24 protein-coding genes are annotated in these 21,235 nt (G+C 70.5%); 13 read left to right on the forward strand and 11 right to left on the reverse strand.

Going from position 1 to position 21,235, the window contains the following annotated elements:
- Positions 1-27: 27 nt before the first annotated feature.
- From ACFY04_RS11780 to ACFY04_RS11795, 4 genes are all read right to left on the reverse strand, one after another.
- A complete protein-coding gene (locus ACFY04_RS11780; protein ID WP_389115903.1) occupies positions 28-1,437 on the reverse strand; it encodes an AI-2E family transporter in 1,410 nt (469 codons plus the stop codon).
- 135 nt (positions 1,438-1,572) lie between these two features.
- Positions 1,573-2,295: a transglycosylase SLT domain-containing protein gene (locus ACFY04_RS11785; protein WP_389116032.1), complete on the reverse strand. Its 723-nt coding sequence runs from the start codon at positions 2,293-2,295 to the stop codon at positions 1,573-1,575.
- Between the two features lie 395 nt (positions 2,296-2,690).
- Entirely contained in the window at positions 2,691-4,007 is a 1,317-nt protein-coding gene (locus tag ACFY04_RS11790; protein WP_389115905.1) for a PhoH family protein, read from the reverse strand.
- A 302-nt stretch (positions 4,008-4,309) separates the two neighbouring features.
- Positions 4,310-5,071, reverse strand: a complete 762-nt coding sequence (locus tag ACFY04_RS11795) for an isoprenyl transferase (protein ID WP_030385783.1) — start codon at positions 5,069-5,071, stop codon at positions 4,310-4,312.
- 129 nt (positions 5,072-5,200) lie between these two features.
- Between ACFY04_RS11795 and mgrA the strand changes: the two genes are divergently transcribed.
- A complete protein-coding gene (gene mgrA / locus ACFY04_RS11800) occupies positions 5,201-6,238 on the forward strand; it encodes an L-glyceraldehyde 3-phosphate reductase (protein ID WP_389115907.1) in 1,038 nt (345 codons plus the stop codon).
- A 142-nt stretch (positions 6,239-6,380) separates the two neighbouring features.
- Here mgrA and ACFY04_RS11805 read toward each other — a convergent pair whose 3' ends face one another.
- Entirely contained in the window at positions 6,381-7,136 is a 756-nt protein-coding gene (locus tag ACFY04_RS11805) for a prepilin peptidase (protein WP_389115908.1), read from the reverse strand.
- A gap of 35 nt (positions 7,137-7,171) precedes the next feature.
- On the opposite strand from ACFY04_RS11805, the gene ACFY04_RS11810 reads away from it, so the two are divergent.
- The 3 genes from ACFY04_RS11810 to ACFY04_RS11820 all read left to right on the forward strand — a co-directional run bounded on the left by ACFY04_RS11810 (position 7,172) and on the right by ACFY04_RS11820 (position 9,806).
- Entirely contained in the window at positions 7,172-7,546 is a 375-nt protein-coding gene (locus ACFY04_RS11810; protein ID WP_389115910.1) for a DUF192 domain-containing protein, read from the forward strand.
- A 59-nt stretch (positions 7,547-7,605) separates the two neighbouring features.
- Positions 7,606-8,223: an SMI1/KNR4 family protein gene (locus ACFY04_RS11815; protein WP_389115911.1), complete on the forward strand. Its 618-nt coding sequence runs from the start codon at positions 7,606-7,608 to the stop codon at positions 8,221-8,223.
- A gap of 296 nt (positions 8,224-8,519) precedes the next feature.
- Complete coding sequence (locus ACFY04_RS11820) at positions 8,520-9,806, forward strand: extracellular solute-binding protein (RefSeq protein WP_389115913.1); 1,287 nt, start codon at positions 8,520-8,522, stop codon at positions 9,804-9,806.
- 148 nt (positions 9,807-9,954) lie between these two features.
- Here ACFY04_RS11820 and ACFY04_RS11825 read toward each other — a convergent pair whose 3' ends face one another.
- Positions 9,955-10,581 carry a hypothetical protein gene (locus ACFY04_RS11825; protein ID WP_389115915.1) on the reverse strand — a complete coding sequence of 209 codons (627 nt, stop codon included), beginning with the start codon at positions 10,579-10,581 and terminating at the stop codon, positions 9,955-9,957.
- Positions 10,582-10,713: 132 nt separating this feature from the next.
- Between ACFY04_RS11825 and ACFY04_RS11830 the strand changes: the two genes are divergently transcribed.
- A complete protein-coding gene (locus tag ACFY04_RS11830) occupies positions 10,714-11,970 on the forward strand; it encodes a serine hydrolase domain-containing protein (RefSeq protein WP_389115917.1) in 1,257 nt (418 codons plus the stop codon).
- On the opposite strand, the gene ACFY04_RS11835 is transcribed toward ACFY04_RS11830, so the two are convergent.
- Both ACFY04_RS11835 and ACFY04_RS11840 read right to left on the reverse strand, forming a co-directional pair.
- The gene (locus ACFY04_RS11835; RefSeq protein ID WP_389115918.1) at positions 11,961-12,290 is read right to left on the reverse strand and encodes a nuclear transport factor 2 family protein; all 330 of its coding nucleotides are present in this window, start codon (positions 12,288-12,290) and stop codon (positions 11,961-11,963) included. The genes ACFY04_RS11830 and ACFY04_RS11835 overlap by 10 nt on opposite strands.
- A gap of 103 nt (positions 12,291-12,393) precedes the next feature.
- A complete protein-coding gene (locus tag ACFY04_RS11840) occupies positions 12,394-13,266 on the reverse strand; it encodes a polysaccharide deacetylase family protein (protein WP_389115920.1) in 873 nt (290 codons plus the stop codon).
- A 273-nt stretch (positions 13,267-13,539) separates the two neighbouring features.
- Here ACFY04_RS11840 and ACFY04_RS11845 point away from each other — a divergent pair, with 273 nt between their 5' ends.
- Positions 13,540-13,908: a hypothetical protein gene (locus ACFY04_RS11845; protein ID WP_389115922.1), complete on the forward strand. Its 369-nt coding sequence runs from the start codon at positions 13,540-13,542 to the stop codon at positions 13,906-13,908.
- 135 nt (positions 13,909-14,043) lie between these two features.
- Here the strand turns inward: ACFY04_RS11845 and ACFY04_RS11850 are convergent, their stop codons facing one another.
- Entirely contained in the window at positions 14,044-15,630 is a 1,587-nt protein-coding gene (locus tag ACFY04_RS11850; RefSeq protein ID WP_389115923.1) for an MDR family MFS transporter, read from the reverse strand.
- A gap of 130 nt (positions 15,631-15,760) precedes the next feature.
- Here ACFY04_RS11850 and ACFY04_RS11855 point away from each other — a divergent pair, with 130 nt between their 5' ends.
- Together ACFY04_RS11855 and ACFY04_RS11860 are read left to right on the forward strand one after the other, a co-directional pair.
- Positions 15,761-16,339, forward strand: coding sequence for a TetR/AcrR family transcriptional regulator (locus ACFY04_RS11855; protein ID WP_389115925.1), 579 nt, complete (start codon positions 15,761-15,763; stop codon positions 16,337-16,339).
- A gap of 114 nt (positions 16,340-16,453) precedes the next feature.
- The gene (locus tag ACFY04_RS11860) at positions 16,454-17,158 is read left to right on the forward strand and encodes a hypothetical protein (RefSeq protein WP_389115927.1); all 705 of its coding nucleotides are present in this window, start codon (positions 16,454-16,456) and stop codon (positions 17,156-17,158) included.
- 99 nt (positions 17,159-17,257) lie between these two features.
- Here the strand turns inward: ACFY04_RS11860 and ACFY04_RS11865 are convergent, their stop codons facing one another.
- Complete coding sequence (locus ACFY04_RS11865; protein ID WP_389115928.1) at positions 17,258-17,668, reverse strand: DUF1348 family protein; 411 nt, start codon at positions 17,666-17,668, stop codon at positions 17,258-17,260.
- Positions 17,669-17,784: 116 nt separating this feature from the next.
- Here ACFY04_RS11865 and ACFY04_RS11870 point away from each other — a divergent pair, with 116 nt between their 5' ends.
- The 3 genes from ACFY04_RS11870 (at position 17,785) to ACFY04_RS11880 (ending at position 19,359) form a co-directional block, all read left to right on the forward strand.
- Positions 17,785-18,312 carry a TetR/AcrR family transcriptional regulator gene (locus ACFY04_RS11870; protein WP_389115929.1) on the forward strand — a complete coding sequence of 176 codons (528 nt, stop codon included), beginning with the start codon at positions 17,785-17,787 and terminating at the stop codon, positions 18,310-18,312.
- 94 nt (positions 18,313-18,406) lie between these two features.
- Positions 18,407-18,880, forward strand: a complete 474-nt coding sequence (locus ACFY04_RS11875) for a carboxymuconolactone decarboxylase family protein (RefSeq protein WP_369475537.1) — start codon at positions 18,407-18,409, stop codon at positions 18,878-18,880.
- 140 nt (positions 18,881-19,020) lie between these two features.
- On the forward strand, positions 19,021-19,359 hold the full coding sequence (locus ACFY04_RS11880; protein WP_389115931.1) for an SCO4225 family membrane protein: 339 nt from the start codon (positions 19,021-19,023) through the stop codon (positions 19,357-19,359).
- Between the two features lie 74 nt (positions 19,360-19,433).
- On the opposite strand, the gene ACFY04_RS11885 is transcribed toward ACFY04_RS11880, so the two are convergent.
- Positions 19,434-19,754, reverse strand: a complete 321-nt coding sequence (locus ACFY04_RS11885; protein ID WP_389115932.1) for a hypothetical protein — start codon at positions 19,752-19,754, stop codon at positions 19,434-19,436.
- A gap of 413 nt (positions 19,755-20,167) precedes the next feature.
- Here ACFY04_RS11885 and ACFY04_RS11890 point away from each other — a divergent pair, with 413 nt between their 5' ends.
- Together ACFY04_RS11890 and ACFY04_RS11895 are read left to right on the forward strand one after the other, a co-directional pair.
- The gene (locus ACFY04_RS11890) at positions 20,168-21,019 is read left to right on the forward strand and encodes a helix-turn-helix domain-containing protein (RefSeq protein ID WP_389115933.1); all 852 of its coding nucleotides are present in this window, start codon (positions 20,168-20,170) and stop codon (positions 21,017-21,019) included.
- Positions 21,020-21,029: 10 nt separating this feature from the next.
- The gene (locus ACFY04_RS11895) at positions 21,030-21,227 is read left to right on the forward strand and encodes a hypothetical protein (RefSeq protein WP_389115934.1); all 198 of its coding nucleotides are present in this window, start codon (positions 21,030-21,032) and stop codon (positions 21,225-21,227) included.
- Positions 21,228-21,235 lie beyond the last annotated feature (8 nt).

Here is a 21,235-nt window from a genome sequence, read left to right on the forward strand (position 1 = left end):
CCGGAATATCTGCTTCCGGGGGGACGGTCAGGGTGTGACGTGCCCCTCGCCCTCGGGGGCCACGCTCAGGGCCGTCGAACCGTGCGGGGCCGGGCCGATCATTCCGGATCCGAGGTGGTGCTGCTCGCGCGAGTACGCCTTCAGGTAGCCCACCACCGTGTTGGTGACGGCGACCAGCGGCACGGCCACGACCGCTCCGCCGATGCCCGCGATCATGCCGCCTGCGGCCACCGAGAGCACCACCGCGAGCGGGTGCACCCGTACGGCCCGGCCGAGGATGAAGGGCTGGAGCACGTGGCCCTCGATCTGCTGCACCGCCAGCACCACCAGCAGCACCATCAGGGCGGTGAACACGCCCTGGGTCACGAGCGCCACGACCACCGCGAGGGCGCCCGACACCACGGCGCCGACCAGCGGGATGAAGGCGAACAGGAAGATGAATACGGCCAGCGGCACCGCCATCGGCACGTCCAGGAAGTAGATGCCGAGGCCGATGAAGATGGCGTCGATGAGGGCGACGATGACCGTGCCGCGCACGTACGCGGTCAGCGTGCGCCAGGCGCGCGGACCGGCGCCGGCGACACCGGCCCGGGCGGCGGACGGGACCAGGCCCAGCGCCCAGTTCCAGATGCGCTTGCCGTCGTAGAGCAGGAAGAGCGTGGAGAACATCGCGAGCAGGATGCCCGTCAGGACCTCGACGAGCACCGTGACGCCCTGCAGTCCGGCGGAGGTGATCTGCTCGGTGTTGGTGCCGATGGTCTCGCTGAGGTTCTTCGCGATGTCGTTGATCTGCTTCTCGGTCACGTGGAACGGACTGTCCAGTGCCCAGAGCTTGAGCTCGTTGATGCCGTCGCGGACCCGGTCGGAGAGGTCGTCGAGGTTCTCCATGACCTGCCAGACCACGAACCAGCCGACGAGCCCGATGACCACGAAGCCGAGGATCGCCGTGACGGCGGTGGCCAGACCGCGCGGCAGGCCCAGTCTGCGCAGCCGGACCACGAAGGGCTGGAGCATCGCGGTGACGAGCATGGCGGCGGCGAAGGCGAGGACGACCAGGCGGACTTCGCTGATCACCTTCATCAGCACCCAGAGCATCCCGGCGAGGAGCAGCAGCCGCCAGCTGGCCTCGGCGGCGACGCGCATCCCCCAGGGGACGACGCTCGCCGGGTCGGGGCGCACGGGCGCGGCCGGGGCGGCGAGGTGGGGCGCGGGAACCACGGGCGGGTAGGCGGGCGGGGCGGGAACGGTCGTCGCGGTGGCGCTCGCGGCGGCGGACGCCTCGGAGGCCGCGGCCGCCGCTGTCCGCCCGGGCCCGGCGGAGCCCGGCAGGTCGCCCCTGGTCTCGGCTTCGACCTCGGCACGCCGCTCGTTGAGCCGCGCCTCCATCCGGTTCAGCTTGTTCCCGAGCCGGCCGAGCCAGCCTTCCCTCTTCGCCATGTCGCTTTCCTTCCCCCGCCCCCGGTCTGCGGGCTCACCTCGAAGACCGTACACGCGAGGAGCCCCGCACCGTAGGACGGTGCGGGGCTCCCCCGGGTTGTGCGGTGCTGCGGCGCCTGCGGCGGCGCGGGCCGGCTAGTACCAGCCGTTGGCCTGGTGGAAGCTCCAGGCGGCGCAGGGGCTGCCGTAGCGGTCTTCCATGTAGTTCAGACCCCACTTGATCTGCGTGGCGGGGTTGGTGCGCCAGTCCGCGCCGGCCGAGGCCATCTTCGTACCGGGCAGGGCCTGGACGAGACCGTAAGCACCCGAGGAGGAGTTGACGGCCTTGTAGTTCCAGGTGGATTCCTGGTTGATGATGTTCGAGAAGCACTGGAACTGCCCGGCCGGGACCATCTGCTGGGCGATGGCCTTGACCTGAGCGACCGTGTAGGAGCTCTGGGGGGCGAAGTCCCCGGCGTCGCGGGCGGCGGAGCGGCTGGCGACCTCCTCCTTCTCCTCGCGTTCCTTCTTCTGCTTCGCCTCGGCCTCGGCCTTCTCCTTCTCGGCCTCCGCCTTCTTGGACTTGGCGTCCTCGGCGGCCTGGACGCGCGCGGCCTCCTCGGCGGAACGCTTGGCGTCGGCATCGGCGGCGTGGGCGATGGCATCGGCCTGCTGCGTCAGGGACGCGCTCTGGACCTGTGCCTGGTCGCCGACCGGGATGTCGGCAAGGAGAGTCGCGCCGGACGCGGTCGTCTCGAGATCGTTCGTGGGGTCGCCGGTGGCAACGCCTACGACTGCGCCGACGGTGGTGACCGCGGTGGCCGAAGCCACGGCGAACCCCCGGACCGAGATCCGGCTCACACGGTGTCCTTCCAGCAGCGTCCGCAGTGACCGCGCGGGCGCAAAAGTGCCCTCGACTCTGGCCTCCGTGGTTCTACGGTCACTGGAGGCGCGGGCCCGTGGGCAACCCCCCTGCGGAGGCTGCCGCGTGAAACTCCGGGCGGCATACGGCGATCGGCTGTGGAGTTGTGGTGCTGCGCGTACCTCACGGGAGATACAGGTGTGCCGTATGCGGGGCCTGACGGAAACCAGACTCTGCCGGAACGCCACACCGCAAGGCAATTCTCCGCTGCGTGTGAAAGGTCACACCTGGCATGTCGCCGCCGATTTGAGAAAAGACCTGTGCAGCACGGCGCCGCCCGGCTAGGCTCTCGGGCCTTTGCCGGGCGGCGCCAACTCACCTTCCCGCTATGGGGTTTTTGACCGATCTGACCTCAGAGGTTCTCCAGCATCTCGGTGACCAGTGCCGCGATCGGGGAGCGCTCCGAGCGCGTCAGCGTGATGTGGGCGAAGAGCGGGTGGCCCTTCAACTTCTCGACCACGGCGACCACTCCGTCGTACCGGCCGACCCGCAGGTTGTCCCGCTGGGCGACATCATGGGTCAGAACGACCCGCGAATTAGCTCCAATTCGGGACAGAACGGTCAGCAGGACATTGCGCTCCAGCGACTGCGCCTCGTCCACGATCACGAAGGCGTCGTGCAGCGAGCGGCCGCGGATGTGCGTGAGCGGCAGGACCTCCAGCATCCCGCGGTTCAGCACCTCCTCGATGACCTCGCGCCCGGCGACCGCCGAGAGGGTGTCGAAGACCGCCTGCGCCCAGGGGCTCATCTTCTCGGAGGCGTCCCCGGGCAGATAGCCGAGGTCCTGGCCGCCCACCGCGTACAGCGGCCGGAAGACCATCACCTTCTGGTGCTGCCTGCGTTCCAGGACCGCTTCCAGCCCCGCGCAGAGCGCCAGCGCCGACTTACCGGTGCCGGCCCGGCCGCCCATCGAGATGATCCCGATCTCGGGGTCGAGGAGGAGGTCCAGCGCGATGCGCTGCTCGGCGCTGCGGCCGTGCAGCCCGAAGGCCTCGCGGTCGCCGCGTACGAGCTTCACGTTGCCGTCCGCCGTGACCCGGCCGAGGGCCTTGCCGCGCTCGGACTGCAGGATCAGTCCGGTGTGCACGGGCAGTTCCGCGGCTTCCGGCACGTAGAGGCGGTCCTCCGAGTAGAGGAGGTCCACCTGTTCCCCGGAGAGGGCGAGGTCGCTCATGCCCGTCCAGCCGGCGTCGGTGATCGCGAGTTCCGCGCGGTACTCCTCGGCGATCAGCCCCACGGAGGAGGCCTTGATGCGCAGTGGGAGATCCTTCGAAACCACCGTGACGTCGTAGCCCTCGGCCTGGAGGTTGCGGGCGACCGCGAGGATCCGCGAGTCGTTGTCCCCCAACCTGAAGCCGGCGGGCAGGACGCTCGTGTCGGAGTGGTTGAGCTCGACGCGCAGGGTGCCGCCCAGATCGCCCAGCGGGATGGGGGCGTCCAGGCGACCGTTGCGAACCCGGAAGTCGTCGAGCAGGCGCAGGGCCTGGCGCGCGAAGTAGCCGAGTTCGGGATGGTGCCTCTTTGCCTCCAGCTCGGTGATCACCACGATCGGGAGCACGACCTCGTGCTCGTCGAAGCGGGAGATCGCATTGGGGTCTGCCAGCAGGACGCTGGTGTCGAGGACGTAGGTCCGCCTGTCGGGCAGGCGGCTCTTTGTGCTGGTCACCACGGAAGGACGTACCCCCTCGGAAGAGGTCGGGCCATGAAGACCGGACCGGTCATCGGCACCCATGCCAGGGCCGATTTCCGGCCCTCCACTCCGTCCGTGCGAACCGCACGTGCGTCCTGGTGCAAAGGGCCTCCCGGGCGGACGACCCCATGCCGTCCGCTGAGACTCGACACCCGTGGATCGGGCATCGACCTGAAAGGGATATTCCCCGAACAGGCCAGGCCATGCCATGGCATATGACGGACGCTCGGTGAATCCCTGGTGAAGGCTTCGAGGGGAGGGGGTGGCGGGACCTACGGGAATCAGGTGCCGTAGCGCCGGTGACGGGCCGCGTAGTCGCGCAGGGCCCGCAGGAAGTCGACCTTGCGGAAGGCCGGCCAGAAGACTTCGCAGAAGTAGTACTCGCTGTGGGCGCTCTGCCACAGCATGAATCCGGACAGCCGCTGTTCGCCGCTGGTGCGGATGACGAGGTCCGGGTCCGGCTGGCCGCGCGTGTAGAGGTGCTCGGCGATGTGGTCGATGTCGAGGATCTCGGCGAGCTCCTCGAAGGAAGTGCCCTTGCGTGCGTGCTCCAGCAGCAGCGAGCGGACCGCGTCGGCGATCTCCTGGCGGCCGCCGTAGCCGACGGCGACGTTGACGAGTATCCCGTCGACGTCGTGGGTGGCCTGCTCGGCCTCCTTGAGCACGGTCTGCGTCCGGGCGGGCAGGATGTCGAGGTTGCCGACGTGGTGGACGCGCCAGCGGCCGTCCGCGGCGAGACCCCGCACGGTGTTCTCGATGATGTTGAGCAACGGGCGGAGCTCGACCTCGGGCCGGTCCAGGTTGTCCGTGGAGAGCATCCACAGGGTGACGACCTCGACGTCCGTCTCGGTGCACCAGCCCAGCATCTCGGAGATCTTGTCGGCGCCGGCCTGGTGGCCCTGCTCCGTCGTTCCTCCGGACGCCTTCGCCCAGCGGCGGTTTCCGTCCAGGATGACGCCGATGTGCTTGGGCGCCGCATCATGGTCGAGGCGGCCTTCCACCCGGCGTGCATAAAGCCTGTACACCAGGTCGCGCAGCTTCACGATCTTCCAGCCCCTCCGTGCCTTGCCCCCGTGCGAAATGCGGTCCCTCCCCCGAGTCCGCCACATTACTGCGCGGTGGGATCGGGTACCCAACTCGGTCTGTCACAACTCCGTGATAGGGAGGACAACGTGACTGATACCAATCCCTATCGGGCAGAGCCCTCGCGCTACGACTCCATGGAGTACCGGCGCACCGGCCACAGCGGCCTCAAGCTCCCTGCCATCTCCCTCGGCCTCTGGCACAACTTCGGCGACGACAGGTCCCTGGAGTCCCAGCGGGCGATCCTCCGCCGGGCCTTCGACCTCGGCATCACCCACTTCGACCTGGCGAACAACTACGGCCCGCCGCCCGGCTCGGCCGAGGTGAACTTCGGCAAGATCTTTTCGCAGGACTTCGCGCCCTACCGCGACGAGCTGATCCTGTCGACCAAGGCCGGTTACCTGATGCACCCCGGGCCGTACGGCGAGTGGGGCAGCCGCAAGTACCTGCTCGGCTCGCTCGACGCCTCGCTGAAGCGGATGGGCGTGGACTACGTCGACATCTTCTACTCGCACCGATTCGACCCGCAGACCCCGCTGGAGGAGACCATGGGCGCCCTCGCGTCCGCGGTCCAGCAGGGCAAGGCCCTGTACGTGGGCGTCTCCTCCTACACGGCGGAGCAGACGGCCGAGGCCGTGCGGATCCTGCGCGGGATGGGGGTGCGCCCGCTCATCCACCAGCCCTCCTACTCCATGATCAACCGCTGGACGGAGGAGGACGGGCTGCTGGACACCCTGGAGGACGCCGGCATGGGCTGTATCTCCTTCGCGCCGCTCGCGCAGGGCATGCTGACCGGCAAGTACCTGAAGGGGATCCCGGCGGACTCGCGCGCCGCGCAGGGCAAGTCCCTGAACCCGGACCTGCTCTCGGACGAGGTGCTCCGCCGGCTGACCGGTCTGAACGAGATCGCGGCCCGCCGCGGGCAGTCGCTCGCCCAGCTGGCGCTCAAGTGGGTGCTCCGCGACGAACGGATGACCTCGGCCCTGATCGGTGCGTCGAGCGTGCCGCAGCTGGAGGAAAACGTGGCCGCGCTGGCGTCCGCGCCGCTCGGAGAGGCCGAGTTGAAGGAGATCGACTCCCTCGCCGTCTCCACCCCCGGCACCAACATCTGGGCCCAACGCGGCTGACCTGCGCATTTACCGCGCAGCACGGTCGAGAAGCCGGAAAACAAAAAACGGGCCGGTCCGTGGGGGGGATACGGACCGGCCCGAGGGGGGGGTTCCACCATAACCCTTCGTAAAGCATGCTGCGTGCATTGGCGCACGATGATTACGCTCCGAAACCACCCAGCAGCACTCCGGTGAGTGCTCCGGCCGCCATGAAGGGGCCGAACGCGTAGCCCTGATTCCGCTCGTCGGAGCCGCGCAGCAGCAGGATCAGCCCGTACAGGGCCCCGTAGAGCAGGCCGAGGAACGCCCCGGCGGACCATACCCCCCACCCGTACCACCCAAGAGCGACCCCCAGCGAGAGCGCCAGCTTGACGTCGCCGAAGCCCATTCCGGCCGGGTTGATCAGATGGAGCAGCAGGTACGCCGCTCCGAGCGCGCCGCCGCCCAGCAGCGCGAGCCGCCATGACCCGGCGGAGCCGGGCGCGAGGGCGGCCGCCCCGAGCAGCGCGGCGACCGCGGCGGCGAGCGGCAGGGTCAGTACGTCCGGCAGCCGGTGCACGGCGCGGTCGACGAGGGCGAGCAGCACGAGCAGCGGGGCGAGGCCCACGTAGGCCACCAGCTCCGGGCGCGCCCCGACGGCGGCCGCGAGCAGGGCGCAGACCGCCGCGGTGAGCAGGGCCAGGGGCGCGGCCCGCCGCCCGTACGCGTGCGGGGGCCCGGGCGGCTGCGCCGGCGGCCGGCAGCGGGCCGGGCCCAGCCAGCCGCCCAGCCGGCCCGCCAGCCGGTGCCCCTGCGGGCAGCTGCCCTGCCAGGGGTCCCCCGGCTCGACGGCGAGGCGGTAGGCGGGGCGCGGCAGCAGGAGCCCGGCGGCCACGCCGTACCCGGCGGCGAGAACGATCACCAGCACACCCGTCATCCGGCGAAGGTAGAACACCCCCTAAGGTGACCGCCATGGCGCACTGGCAAGACGGCCGGGCCGTGCTGCGGGTCGGCGCGGACCCTACGGAGATCCCGCTGGAGATCGCCGCCTCGTACGGGGCGCGGACCCGCGGGCTGCTCGGGCGGGACGGGATCGACGGCGCGATGCTGCTGACCCCCGCGGCGAGCGTGCACACCTTCCGGATGCGGTTCGCGATCGACGTGGCGTACCTCGACCGCGGCCTCGGTGTGCTCGCCGTGGTCACCATGGGGCCGGGCCGGCTCGGGCTGCCGCGACTGCGCTCCCGGCACGTCCTGGAGTCGGCGGCCGGTGCGATGGCGGGCTGGGGTCTGCGGGCCGGAACCCTCATCAAGGTGGACGTACCAGGGCGTCTCACTCGCTGCTAGGCGAGGCCCCTCGCTGGCAGTAGGTTGGGGCGGTTGAGCTGGGGCATCAGGGGAGCGGCATGACGGAGAACGCGCGGATCAAGGCGCTGGAGCAGATCATGCCGGCGACGCACGGCGCCGACGAGGACATCGACTGGCCGGCGGTGGAGGCCGTCTGGGGGACCCGATTCCCGGCCGATTTCGTCGCGTTCATGGGCCGCTTCGGCGCGGGCTCCATCAACGGCGAGGCCAGCATCCTGCTGCCGCTGCCCAAGCCCGGACTCCAGTGGGACCCGGCCGGGATGGCCGAGGAGACCGACAACGCCCGCCAGACCTGGAAGGCGGAGGGCGGCCGCTCCGCCTTCGACGTGGACCCCGAGTCGATCATCGCCTGGGGCGTCACCGGCGGGTCGGACATCCTGTGCTGGCTCACCTCCGACCCCGACCCGGACCGGTGGCCGGTCCTGGTCTGCGGGCGGCACACCGCCGACTCCTTCGCGGTCTATCCGTACGGCATGGCCGAGTTCCTCTACCGGCTGTGCTCCGACGAGTTCGACGTGAGCCCCGTCAGCATCACCTTCTGGGACGGCGGCCACCTCAGCTTCGTGCACTGGCGCAAGGCCCAGCGGCGCTGGCAGGAGGGCCGCAACCCGGAGACGGGCGAGCCCGACCCGTACGCGGGCGAGTTCGCCGACTAGCCCGTACCCGAAGAGCCCGCAAAACCCGCGCAACCCGCAAAGCCCGTAGAGCCCGTTCCGAGACCGGAAACGGGCTTTTCGGCATGTCTACGCGCGTCCAGTATTTGGATCACATATCGGAAAACACCATAGGGAAAACCCCCACTTGGAGCATTGACCACAAGTGCGCCCCCAATGGAATCAACCACCCCTCCCTCAGGAGAGAATTCCGGCCAACGGGCCATCGAGGGACACCTCAACCCGGAGCAACTCATAAGTAATAACGGGATCCAAAAGAAAATCAGGGGAATACACCCGTGCGACGAAGAATTTCCGGCACGACCGCCACCACGGCCGTGCTCGGTCTGCTGATACCACTGGCCGGATGCGGTGGGTCCGGAGACGATGCAGGTGACAGCGGTACGCTGCATCTGGTCGCCGCCGAATACGGCGACAGCCCGGCCACCAGTTCCAAGCCCTTCTGGGAGAAGATGGCGGCCGATTTCAACGAGGCGAACCCCGGAATCAAGCTCGACGTCAAGCTCCTGCCGTGGACCGACATCGACCGCGAGGTCTCCCGTATGGTCAAGGCCGGCAAGGCGCCGGATGTGGCGCTGATGGGGTCTTACTCGGACTTCGCGGCCCAGGGGAAGCTGTATCCCGCGGACGAACTCCTCTCGGTCACCGCCGAGGCGAATTTCCTCCAGCCGCTCGCCGACGCGGGCTCCGTCGGCAACACCCTCTACGGCCTGCCCTTCGTGGCGAGCAGCCGTCTCCTCTTCTACAACGAGGCGCTCTTCGCCAAGGCCGGCATCAAGGAGCCCCCGAAGACCTGGTCCGACCTCAAGGCCGACGCCAAGGCGCTCAAGGACAAGGGCGTGAAGTACCCCTACGCCCTGCCGCTCGGCCCGGAGGAGGCGCACGCCGAGGCGCTGATCTGGGAGCTCGCCAACGGCGGTGGCTACGCCGACAGCAGCGGCAACTACAGCCTGGCCTCCGAGCAGAACATCGCGACCTGGGACTGGGTCAAGAAGGAGATGGTCGGTGCCGGGTTCACCGGCCCGACCCCGCCGTCCCAGCTGAACCGCGCCGACGCCTTCGCGGCCTTCCTGCGCGGTGAGGTCGGCATGGTCAACGGCTATCCCTCGCTCGCCCACGAGGCGCGCGCCAAGGGCATCGGTGTCTCGACCACCTCCATGCCCGTCTCGGACAACCTCGGCACCGGGGTGCCGCCGCCCACCGTCGGTGTCGCCGACTGGATGATGGCCTTCAAGCAGAACGGCAAGCGCGCGGAGATCGGCAAGTTCCTGGAGTTCATCTACCAGGACAAGAACCTGTCGGACTTCGCCGGCCGCTACCACCTGCTGCCGTCCACCGTCACCGCCTCGCGCACCCCGGCCGGGGGCGGCCTGGACAAGAACGACACGCAGTTCCTGAACGCGCTGCGCGGCGCCCAGCTCTACCCGGTCAACGACCCGTCCTGGCTGACGGTCAGCGACACCATCAAGCGCAACATCGGACGTGCCGTGGAACCGACCGGCAGCCCGAAGGGCGTGCTGGAGGACATCGCCGGACAGGCCGCCCAGGCCTCCAAGAAGCACTGAGAAATTCCTCGACACGGGACCTTCGACCCATGCCGCAGACCACCCCGTGCGGCACCATGGCCACTACGGCACTTGATCCAAGGCCTCGGCCCAGTCGCCCGACGAGCACTCACAAGGTGCACGGGGCGGCCGGCCTCCACCCGGACCCTCAGCGCTGCTGCCCGTGGTCCGCGGCGAACGCCGTCCGGTACTGCTCGCAGCTGGAGTTCCAGCGCAGCGTCCCCGCCAGCGTTCCGTATCCCGAGCGCGTGACCGACCACTCCACCGTGTACTCCCCGGTGTCGCACGCGATCCGCTTGTCGCCCGCGACCTTCTCCCGCCCGGTCGGCGGCTTCCCGGTCAGCTCCTTGCGCACTTCCGCGACCTTGGCCCGGTCTGCGGAGCGCAGTACGGCGTGCACGACGATCGGGTGCTCGCCCTCCTTCACCGTCACCGCCTTCTTCACCACCGTCGAATCCGACACCGACCAGGCGAACTCGTACCCGGGCAGCCACGCCAGGGTCTTGGGGTCGGCGACCTTGCGCTCGTAGTCCGGCGCGCCCGAGGGGCCGGGGCGGGTGACCGTCCTGTACTGGACCCCGGGGTGGAAGCGGAACTGCGCCTCCACCTTGTGCATCTCGTCCTTGGTCCACATCGACTTCATGGTCTTCTCGCCGCCTGCCGGGTCCTGGAGGTACGCCGTTCCCTCCGCGGCGGTGGCGGCCTGGCCCAGGAGGGGCGCGAGGGCCGCCGAGGCGGTGGCGAGGGCGAGAGCGGCGATGCGGGTGCGCTTCATGCCCGGACCAACGGGACCCTCCGGCGGGCCGGAACGACGCCGGGCGCGCTTTCACCCGTACGGGAGCGCCCGGTTCCGGTGGCCGCGGAATACCCGGTGATCAACTCCCGTTGCCGGTCAGGAGATATGACGATGCGACGATCGACGGGGGATCCGGTGGGCGAGTACGCGGACGGCGGCGTGGGCGGTGGCGTGGGCGGTGGCGTGGGCGGTGGCGTGGGCGGCACGGTGGCGGCGGGCTGGGAGCCGGTGCGGGAGGAGTTCGCGGCCTTCGTGGCGGCCGAGCCGCACTCCCCCGAGGCCCAGCTCGTGGTGCACCACCGGGGCCGGCGCGTGGTCGACCTGTGGGCGGGCGAGGACACCGGCGGGGACACCGTCAGCGGGGTCTTCTCCATCACCAAGGGCGCGGCGCACCTCGTGGTGGCGCTGCTCGTGCAGGACGGCGTACTGGACCTGGAGCGCCTGGTGTCCTCGTACTGGCCGGAGTTCACCGGGGACGGCAAGGAGCGGCTGACGCTGCGCCAGCTGCTGGCCCACCGGTCGGGGCTGATCGGCACGGACGAGGGCTTCGACTACGACGAGATCGCGGACGACGCGCTGATCGCGGCCCGGCTGGCCGCGCAGAAGCCGTTCTGGGAGCCGGGCGAGGCCTACGGCTACCACGCCTTCGTGATCGGCGCGCTGACCGGCGAGGTGGTCCGGCGGGCGACCGGCCGGTCGATCCAGGAGCTGTACGAGGAGCGCGTGCGCGCCCCGTACGGGCTGGACCTCTACATGGGCCTGCCGGCCTCGCAGGAGGGCCGGTGGAAGCCGGTGCTGGAGATGCTGCCGACGCCCGGGCAGCGGGCGGCGCGGGAGGCGGGCGGGCCGCCGCCGAAGCTGCTGGCGGTCGCCTTCAACGCGCACCGCGAGCCGCCGATGGACCTGGTCGCCCACGCCAACCACCCCAAGACCCGCGCGCTCGGCCCGGCCTCGGCGGGCGGCATCGGCTCGGCGCGCGGGGTCGCGGCCCTGTACGCGGCGGCGATCGGCGTGGTGGACGGCCGGGCTCCGCTGCTGGCTCCGGACACGGCCGCCGAGTTCGCGCGGCTGCACACGCCGGGCCCGGACGCGGTGACCGCGGAGCCGGACCACTTCGGGCTCGGCTTCGAGCAGCAGCCCGCGGTGGGCCCCGGGGCCTTCGGGCACTCCGGCGCGGCGGGCGCCCAGGGCTTCGCCGACCCGGTCACGGGGATCGCGTACGGCTACACGCGCCGCCGCTTCGGCTTCCCGGGCGGGCGCGCCCCGGAGAACGACCGCCTGACGGCGGCGGTGCTGGGCGTGGCGCGCGGGCCGGAGTCCGCCGGAAAGTCCGCCGGGGAGTCCGTTCAGGAGTCCGCTCAGGCCTGACCGGTCTCGAAGCGGCTGATCCGGCCGCCGCCGGGGGCGATCACGAAGCGCCAGGTGGTGCGCATCTCGCCCCAGGTGTCGTTGCGGTAGTTGACGAGCAGGGTGCGGCCGCCGTCGGACTCGGACTGGACGTCCATGTGGCCGCCGGAGTCGAAGATCTCGCGGTCGATCCAGTCGTGCAGATCGCGGTCGGATCCGTCGTCGGACATGGTCGCGTCGGCGGTCAGGACCCCGAGGAAGGCGTCCTTGTCGTGCGCGTTGACGGCGGCGACGAGGGCGCCGACCACCGGGTCGGACAGTCTGGCGGGGGCGATGGCCACAGGAGCCTCCTGGTCGGGCGTACGTTCGTCCGTGCCCGACCAGGGAACAACGCGGGCAGGTCCGCGTCGTCGACCGTCACCCGTTCGCGCGGCGGACGGCGTGTCAGGAGGCGCCGGGGGTGGCGGGAGCGCCTGCCGCGTCGGGGGTGTCCGGGGCGGTGCGGACGGGGAAGCCGGTGGGCCGGCCCTGCTCCTTCAGCCAGGTCAGCACCTGGTCGAGGGCGTCGACGGTCTGGGCGCGGTTGCCGCCGCCGTCGTGGAAGAGCACCGTCGGGCCGTTGCCGATCTCGCGCTTGACGGCGCTCACGATGGCGGCCGTGCCCGGCTTGTCGAAGTCCTTGGTGTCGACGTTCCAGCCGAGCGGCCGCATGCCGTGCGCGGCGGCGATGCGCCGGCTGTCGGGGGTGAACGCGCCGCCGGGGGCCCGGTAGTACTCGACCTCGGCGCCGCCGCCCGCGGCTTCCTCGATCAGCTTCTTCGCCTCCAGGATCTGCTGTTCCTGGTAGGCGACGGGCTTCTTGTCCATGGCCGTGTCGTGGCTCATGGTGTGGTCGCAGAGCCGGTGTCCGGCTGCGACCACCTTCTTCACCAGGTCGGGGTGGGCCTTGGCCTGCGGCCCGACCATGCAGAAGGTCGCCTTGACGTCGTGCTGCCGCAGGACGTCCAGCACCTTCGGGGTCCAGCGGGGGTCGGGGCCGTCGTCGATGGTGATGTTGACGGCGTTGCCGCCGCTCTCGGATGCGTGGGCTATGCCCTCGGGTATCCCCTGCGGCTGCTGCCCGGGCCGGCCGTCGTCGCCGCGGCCGGATTTGTCGGTGGCGCCCGGCCGGGCCACGTTCTGCTGGGAGGCGGCGGTTCCGTCCGGTCCGACCAGGGCCGCCACGCCCCACACGGTCGCCGCCACGGCGGCGGCCGAGGCCACGACGGCGGCACCGGCCCGGACGCTCTTCTTGTTCGCACGCGCCAAGAAACTCATGAACTGTCCACTCCCCATCCGCTTTGTGAGCGTTCTGTGGATCAGGACGTTCATCGCCGCCGAGGAGTTCCAGCCAAATAGCCCATAAATTCCCTGTTATGGGACTGTTGGGGCCGATGGGACTTTAGTCCTCCATGGAGTTGCATACCTGCCCGCGCGAACACGCCCGAAACGGGCCGATCCCCGGACTCCGCTCCGCCCGGTCCCAAGTCCTCCCGCAGCCAAGGCGGTTCACCGGCACCCGGGGCGGCGGGCCGGACGAGAATGGGCCGCATGCATGACGGACCCGACTGGCCTCCGGACAAACTGACCACGCTCCGGCTGGGCCGCAGACTGGTGACGGAAGTCCCGGCATCCCGTCCGGGGCGGCGGGCGTTCGTGGACATAGCCCCCGCCCGGAACCGGGCCGACCACCGGGCCCGGGACGAGGGCTGGGTGCGCGGCGACACGGACCGCCGCTTCCGTCTGGAGCACTGGGAGTACGACGGCGACCGCCTCGACGGCTTCGACCACGACATCGGCGCGGTCCTCGTCGCGTCCGCGGACCCGGCGGACGAGGCCGGCCTGCTCACCGTGCTCGCCGCGTGGGGCCTGCGCCCCGGCGCCTTCACCCACCCCTGGGAGACGGACGACCCCAGGTAGCCGCGCCTTTCGGATCTTTCGGGGCCCGGACGTGCCGGGAGGCGGCACCCCCGGTCGTCCCGGGGGTGCCGCCTCCCTGGCGGCGTCTGCGCCGGTGCTGATTCCGGTGCTGATGCCGGTGCGGTGCGCGCCCGGTCAGTGCGCGAGCGACTCCTGTGCGGCCGGGGCCGCCTTCTCGCCGTCCGCGGTACCGGCCGGGGCTGCCGGGCCCGCGCCGCGGAGGGGGACCTCCTTGACGAACCAGGCCGCCGCGAAGCCCAGTACGGCGATGGCCGCGCCGAGCAGGAACGCGGAGTGCGTACCGGCGGCCACCGCGTGCTGGTAGGCGTCGCGTACCGCTTCGGGCAGCTTGGCCAGGCTCGCGGCGTCCAGCTGGGCGGAGCCCGCGGCTCCGGCGGCCTCCGGACCCAGGCGCTCGGCCATGGTGTCCGTGACCCGGGTGGTGAAGAGGGAGCCCATCAGGGCCACACCGAAGGAGCCGCCGAGCGTACGGAAGAGGGTCGCCGAGGAGGAGGCGACGCCCATGTCCTTCATCTCGACGCTGTTCTGCGCGACCAGCATGGTGATCTGCATCAGGAAGCCGAGACCGGCGCCGAGGACGGCCATGTAGAGGCCCGACACGAGGCGGGTGGTGCCGGTGTCCATGGTCGCGAGCAGGAACATCCCGACGACCATGAGCGCGCCGCCGGCGATCGGGAAGATCTTGTACTTGCCGCTGCTGGTGGTGACGCGGCCCGCGATCAGCGAGACGACCATCATCGAGAGCAGCATGGGCAGGAGCAGCAGGCCCGAGTTGGTGGCGGAGGCGCCCTGCACCGACTGCTGGAACAGCGGGAGGTAGAGCACGCCGCCGAACATCGCGAAGCCGACGAGGAAGCCGATCACCGACATGAGGGTGAAGTTGCGGCTGCGGAAGATGTGCAGCGGCATGACCGGCTCGGCGGCCTTGGTCTCCGCGTAGAGGAACGCGGCGGTCGACAGGACGCCGACGACGATGAGGGCCAGGATCTCGGCGGAGCCCCACGCGTACTCGGTGCCGCCCCAGGTCGTCACGAGGACGGTGGAGGTGATGGCGACGGTCAGCAGCGCGGCGCCGAGGTAGTCGATCTTGCCCTGCGACCGCTTCTTGGGCAGGTGCAGCACGGCGGTGACCATGGCCAGCGCGACCGCGCCGAGCGGCAGGTTGATGTAGAAGGACCAGCGCCAGCCCATGTGGTCGGTGATGGTGCCGCCGACCAGCGGGCCGCCGATCATGGCGAGGGCCATCACGCCGGCCATCATGCCCTGGTACTTGCCGCGCTCACGCGGCGGGATCAGGTCGCCGATGATCGCCATGACGCCGACCATCAGACCGCCGGCGCCGAGGCCCTGGATCGCACGGAAGCCGATCAGCTGGCCCATGTCCTGGGCCATGCCGCTGAGCACGGAGCCGATGAGGAAGATGACGATCGAGGTGAGGAAGGCGCCCTTCCGCCCGTACATGTCGCCGATCTTGCCCCAGATGGGGGTGGAGGCCGCGGTGGCCAGCGTGTACGCGGTGACCACCCATGACAGGTGCTCCAGGCCGCCGAGCTCGCCGACGATCGTCGGCATCGCGGTGCCGATGATCATGTTGTCGAGCATCGCCAGCAGCATCGCGATCATGAGTGCCATGAGGACGACCCGTACGCTGCGCGGCTTCACCTCCTCCGAAGTCCCCGCAGGCTTGACTTTGTCCACCATGTCCACTCCCCTGGCCCTACCGCTCGCACTACGTCCCGCACCGGCACTTACTTGCCGCCCGGCTAGTTCACTACAATGGGGACGGTAGACCCGCAACTAGCCGGGCGTCAAGTAAGTAATTGGGAGAGCCATGTCCAGCAGCAGTCCGCAGCGACGCCGTGGCGACACGCGCCAGCGCATCCAGGACGTCGCACTGGAGCTCTTCGCCGAGCAGGGGTACGAGAAGACGTCGCTGCGCGAGATCGCGGAGCGGCTGGAGGTCACGAAGGCGGCGCTGTACTACCACTTCAAGACCAAGGAAGACATCATCATCAGCATCTTCGAGGACCTGACACGGCCCATCGACGAGCTGATCACATGGGCGGAGGGCCAGCCGCGCACCCTGGAGACCAAGCGCGAGGTGCTGCGCCGCTACAGCGAGGCGATGGCGGCGGGCGCCGTGCTGTACCGGTTCATGCAGGAGAACCAGGCGACGACGCGCGAGCTCAGCATCGGCGAGACGGTGAAGAAGCGGCTCTTCACCCTGGTGGAACTGCTCCGCACGCAGGACGGCCCGCTGACGGACCAGGTCCGCTGCGTCAGCGCGCTGTTCACGCTGCACGCCGGGATGATGTTCCTCCAGCACGTCGAGGGCAACCCGGAGGAGACCCGCCTGGCCGCCCTGGAGGTCGCCACGGACCTCATCACCCAGGCTCACCACCAGGCATAGGGGGCGGCGCGGTGCGCACTCCGCGGCACGCGCCGAGCACCTGAGTACGGGCGAGGTGGCGGTTGAGTGCGGCTACTCATGCCCTCCTCCCGACGCCCGGTGGAAGGTGTCGGCATGACTCAGCGACCCCACGGCCCCGCCCCCACCTCCGCCCCCGCGCGGCGCCGGAAGATCCGCGCGGCGTCGGCTGCCGGGCTGGCCCTGGCCGCCGTGGTGGGCGGCACGGTGGGTTTCGCCCGGTGGTTCGCGCCGATCTGGGACGGAACTCCGTATCCGGTCGCCGATCCCGCCGCGACGGCCCGGGAGCTGGAAGGCCACACGCAGTCGGCGTACACCGCGCTCGGCCTGCCGCGCGCCGAACTGGCCGACTGGCCCGGCGCCGGCCTGGTGGCCGAGGGCGACGACTGCCACCTCCGGGGCATGCGCCACTGGTCCCAGCGCGGGATCGCCTATCCGCCGGAAGCCCCTGGTGTCGTCACGGTGAGCGACACATGGGGGCTGAGGGGTGTCCCGCGCGCCGAGGCGGAGCCCGCGCTCGAGCGGGTGAGGAAGGCCCTGACGCAGCAGGGCTGGAAGGTCACGGACTACGAGAACTCGCCCCACCTCCCCCAGGCCGGGTTGCGCCTCGAACTCCCCGGCGCCGGCCGGACCATCTCGCTCACGACGTACCCCGGCGACCGCCTCGAAGTCTCCGCGCACGCCGACTGCGCCCGCTACCCGCCGGGTACCCCCCTGGACGGCAACGGGGACCCGCGCCTGCCGGCCCCGTCGGCACCCACCGAGCTGCGCGGAGAGTCGCCCGACCCGGCCTCCGGGTGAACCCGCGCAGGAGCCTGGCCATCGAGATGGCGGCCCCTGCCGGGACGGCCGAGGAGCGGACGTACGCAGCACCGGACCGGCGCCGGGGGCGCGGACGGATCAGACGAGGCGGCGGTCCTCGGCGGCGATCGGGACGTCGTTGACGCTCGCCTCGCGCCGCCTCATCAGGCCGTCGTCGTCGAACTCCCACTGCTCGTTGCCGTGGCTGCGGAACCACTGGCCGGCGGCGTCGTGCCACTCGTACTCGAAGCGGACGGAGATGCGGTTGCCGGTGAAGGCCCACAGCTCCTTGCGGAGCCGGTAGTCGAGTTCGCGCTCCCACTTGCCGGCGAGGAACGTGCGGATCTCGGCGCGGCCGGTGAGGAAGCGGTCGCGGTTCCGCCAGACCGAGTCCTCTGTGTACGCGAGGGCGACGCGCTCGGGATCGCGGCTGTTCCAGGCGTCCTCGGCGGCCTGGACCTTGGCACGGGCGGACTCTTCGGTGAAGGGCGGCAGGGGCGGACGTGTCACGGCGGATCCTCCGGAGGGGGGAAGGGCGAGAGGAGTGAGAACGAACGTTCTCCTCGCCACCCACCGTACGAGAACGCACGTTCTCGCCGCAAGGGGAAACGGGCTACCCTGCCCTCATGGACGATGAAGAGGCACGGACCCGACTGCTGGACGCGGCGGAGGAGCTGTTCTACCGGCACGGCATCCAGGCCGTCGGCATGGACCGCATCCGCACCCAGTCGGGGGTCCCCCTCAAGCGCCTCTACCGGGTCTTCCCGGCCAAGGACTCGCTGGTCACGGCCTACCTGGAACGCCGCGACCGGCGCTGGCTGGACTCCCTGCGCACCGCGGCCCTCGCCCCGGCGCAGCCGCGGGCACGCGTGCTCGCGGTCTTCGACTGGCTGGCGGACTGGTTCACCGAGCCCGACTTCCGGGGCTGCGCGTTCCTCAACGCGTACGGGGAACTGGGGGCGGCGGCCCCGGAGATCGTCCGCATCCACAAGGCGGAACTCCACGCGCTACTGGCCGACCTGACCGCCGACCCCGCCCTCGCCGACCGGCTCCTGATCCTGACCGAGGGGGCGACGGCGGTGGCCGCCCTCTCTCCCGGCCCGGAGCCGGCCCGCCGGGCCCGGGAGATCGCGGAGCTCCTCATGGGGGAGTGACGCAGGTCACGTCACCTCGTCCCGTAGGGCTGTCACATCCGGGCCGCGTTTTCCGTCAGAGCTGTGTAACGGTCGACACAGCAAGGAGATCACGATGGAAGCGCGCCTCAACTTCTACGGCAACGCGGTCGCGACCAAGTTCGCCCGGTACATCAACTCCGCGGGCAAGGTCATCTCGGACTCGACCCTGCCGCACGCCACGCAGGAACTCGTGAAGCTCCGGGCCAGCCAGATCAACGGCTGCGGGTTCTGCACCGACATGCACTTCAAGGACGCCTCGCACGCCGGGGAGGACCCGGTACGGCTGAACCTGGTCGCGGCCTGGCGCGAGGCGAAGGTGTTCACCGACGCCGAGCGGGCGGCCCTGGAACTGGCCGAGCAGGGCACCCGCATCGCCGACGCGGCCGGCGGCGTCACGGACGAGGCCTGGGCCGACGCCGCCAAGTACTACGACGAGGACCAGCTGGCCGCACTGGTCACCCTCATCGCACTGATCAACGCGTACAACCGGATGAACGTCATCGTCCAGCAGCCGGCGGGCGACTACCAGCCGGGCCAGTTCGGCTGATCCCGCGCACCGGAGCTGCCGCTGTCCGGCCCCGACAGGGGAGGGGCCGGACCGTGCGCACCGTTCTGGGTAGGGGTACTCACGACAAGCCCCCACGTACTTCCGATCATGGAGGGAGTCCACACAGCCTGGGGGAATCCATGACCGCTCGCACGCTCGTCCGCCTGACCTTCGCCAACCCCGCTTCGCTGATCTACCTGGGCCTCGTCGGCGTCGCCGTGGCCTTCGCGACGGCCGTCACGCTGTTCGCCCAGGACCCCGGCTTCGTATGGGTGCTGCCCGCCCTGTGCGCGTTCCCGCTGTTCCTCCTCGTGGGACTGGCCCATGGCACGGCCCCCGGGGATGGCCAACCCGCGGCGTGGCTCTTCATCACCGAACTCGTCCTCTGCGTACTGGCCCAGTCGCTCGTCCTCGGAACGATCGTGGAGGCCTCCCGCGGCCGCCTCCGGCGCGGCAACCCCCGTAGTCCGACCGGCTAGTCGGACCCACCCGCACCCACGACCGGGGGCCGGCGGATCTTCTTGACTGCCTCTTGATGCGCACCCCGTGCCGGTCAGCCGGCGAGGTACGCAGCGGTCCCGGACCTCGGCAAGCTCGCCCAGGTCCGGGTACCGCCGCCGGGCTCGCGGGACTCCCCGAAACCCCAGGCCCCGCCGCACTCCCGGACCACCGCACCCATGAGCTGCAGCGCCGTCCGCCGCCGGGCCTCGCAGTGGGCGGCGAGGCGAGGGTGGGCATGGGGCGCGTGGCCGTCGTAGACGGTCAGCCGGAGCGATTCGTCCCGATAGCGGACGGACAGGTAGAGACTCCGCCCCGGATCCAACATCCAGGCGGCGGCGACCAGTTCCCCGGTGACTTGCCCGGCGGCGGGCACCAGCGGATCGAGCCGGTACGCGTGCAGGACGGACCCTACGGCGGCCCGCGCGATCTGGGCGCTGTGCGGACCCGGGCACGGTGAGGCTGCACGTGAGCGTGTCGAGCGCGGGCGGCCCGTCCCCGGCGGGCTCGGGCGGGGACACCGGACAGACGATGAAGGGGTGGGTGGACATCGCGGACTCCCTGAGGTCGGAGGTGACTACGGCGAGTTCGACGCGCACGGATGGCTGACGCGGGGCCTGGGAGCGTGGCTCGTCGCCGAGGCCCGAGGCATGCTGCGGCGATGCACTTCAACTCCCGTTGCGTGAGCGGTGCATCACTTAATGTAGGCGATGCGGGCACAATTGCACCCCTAGTCGCGAAAATTGCCGGACCTTCGTCAGGTGGCACCGCAACCGGCAGACTGCAGGCATGACAGCCAGGACTTCCCCGACGGCACGACAGCGGCGTGTGGGCTCGGAGTTGCGCCGCATGCGCGCCGCGGCAGACGTCTCCGCCGAGTCGGCCGCCGGGGTGCTCAACGTCAGCCGCTCACAGCTGTCCGCGATCGAACAAGGCCTACGGGCCGTCAGCACGGAGCGGCTGCACACCCTCGCGAGCCACTGCGGCATGACGGACGAGGTGTACGTCGCCGGCCTGGCCGCTCTGGCGCATCCGCCGGAACGCGGTTGGTGGGAGGCCTACCGGGGAACGATCCCGGCCGGGCTGCTGGACGTCTCCGAGCTGGAATGGCACGCCACGCGCCTGCACACCGTACAGACGGTGCACCTTCCAGGGCTGCTGCACCAAGGCGCCTACGCCCGAGCCGTGTTCGGCTCCGTGATCCCGGCGCTCCCTGCGTCCGAGGTCGAACTGCGGGTGGCCCACCGCATGCAGCGGCAGCAGGTACTCGAAGGCGACGGCGCCCGGCCGTACACGGGGTACGTACACGAGGCCGCCCTGCGTATGCAGTTCGGCGGCCGCCGGGCCACCCGGGAGCAGCTGGAACACCTGTGCACGGTGTCGGAGCGGGACAACATCACGCTGCGCGTGCTGTCCGTAGAGGCTGGGGCCTTCCCCGGCGCCGGCCACGCGATGCTCTACGCCGAGGGCCCCGTGCGCCTGCTCGACACGGTGCAGCTGGACTCGGCGCACGGCCCGGATTTCACCCACGACGCGTCACAGCTCGCGAAGTACCGTTCCCATCTCCGTTGGATGGACCAGCACGCGCTGTCCGAGGACGCGTCCCGCGACTTCATCCACACGATCGCCCGCGACCTTTGAGGAGCCACATATGGCCGACGTCACCTGGGAAGACCCGTACTGCGGGGAAGGAAACAACTGCTACCGAATAGGGGTGGACGGGGACGGCAACAGCTACATCGCCGTCGCGGGCGCGGAAGCCACTTACCTCACCGACACCGCCGACGCCCTCCGCCAGCTGATCCGGGACATCAAGGCGGGCAAGGCCGACCACCTGCTGGCCGACTGAGCCCGGCC

Origin of the sequence: Streptomyces sp. NPDC001549 (genome assembly GCF_042894025.1) — a bacterium.
Lineage (GTDB): Bacteria > Actinomycetota > Actinomycetes > Streptomycetales > Streptomycetaceae > Streptomyces > Streptomyces kutzneri.

What these genes read in the sequence shown, in the direction of transcription:
- ACFY04_RS11810 (WP_389115910.1), top strand. Translation starts at nt 7,172, where the DNA reads ATGGCGCACTGGCAAGACGGCCGGGCCGTGCTGCGGGTCGGCGCGGAC.
- ACFY04_RS11850 (WP_389115923.1), bottom strand. Translation starts at nt 15,630, where the DNA reads ATGGTGGACAAAGTCAAGCCTGCGGGGACTTCGGAGGAGGTGAAGCCG.
- ACFY04_RS11830 (WP_389115917.1), top strand. Translation starts at nt 10,714, where the DNA reads ATGCGACGATCGACGGGGGATCCGGTGGGCGAGTACGCGGACGGCGGC.
- ACFY04_RS11840 (WP_389115920.1), bottom strand. Translation starts at nt 13,266, where the DNA reads ATGAGTTTCTTGGCGCGTGCGAACAAGAAGAGCGTCCGGGCCGGTGCC.
- ACFY04_RS11855 (WP_389115925.1), top strand. Translation starts at nt 15,761, where the DNA reads ATGTCCAGCAGCAGTCCGCAGCGACGCCGTGGCGACACGCGCCAGCGC.
- ACFY04_RS11825 (WP_389115915.1), bottom strand. Translation starts at nt 10,581, where the DNA reads ATGAAGCGCACCCGCATCGCCGCTCTCGCCCTCGCCACCGCCTCGGCG.
- ACFY04_RS11880 (WP_389115931.1), top strand. Translation starts at nt 19,021, where the DNA reads ATGACCGCTCGCACGCTCGTCCGCCTGACCTTCGCCAACCCCGCTTCG.
- ACFY04_RS11805 (WP_389115908.1), bottom strand. Translation starts at nt 7,136, where the DNA reads ATGACGGGTGTGCTGGTGATCGTTCTCGCCGCCGGGTACGGCGTGGCC.
- ACFY04_RS11870 (WP_389115929.1), top strand. Translation starts at nt 17,785, where the DNA reads ATGGACGATGAAGAGGCACGGACCCGACTGCTGGACGCGGCGGAGGAG.
- ACFY04_RS11845 (WP_389115922.1), top strand. Translation starts at nt 13,540, where the DNA reads ATGCATGACGGACCCGACTGGCCTCCGGACAAACTGACCACGCTCCGG.
- ACFY04_RS11815 (WP_389115911.1), top strand. Translation starts at nt 7,606, where the DNA reads ATGACGGAGAACGCGCGGATCAAGGCGCTGGAGCAGATCATGCCGGCG.
- ACFY04_RS11860 (WP_389115927.1), top strand. Translation starts at nt 16,454, where the DNA reads ATGACTCAGCGACCCCACGGCCCCGCCCCCACCTCCGCCCCCGCGCGG.
- ACFY04_RS11890 (WP_389115933.1), top strand. Translation starts at nt 20,168, where the DNA reads ATGACAGCCAGGACTTCCCCGACGGCACGACAGCGGCGTGTGGGCTCG.
- ACFY04_RS11875 (WP_369475537.1), top strand. Translation starts at nt 18,407, where the DNA reads ATGGAAGCGCGCCTCAACTTCTACGGCAACGCGGTCGCGACCAAGTTC.
- ACFY04_RS11895 (WP_389115934.1), top strand. Translation starts at nt 21,030, where the DNA reads ATGGCCGACGTCACCTGGGAAGACCCGTACTGCGGGGAAGGAAACAAC.
- ACFY04_RS11780 (WP_389115903.1), bottom strand. Translation starts at nt 1,437, where the DNA reads ATGGCGAAGAGGGAAGGCTGGCTCGGCCGGCTCGGGAACAAGCTGAAC.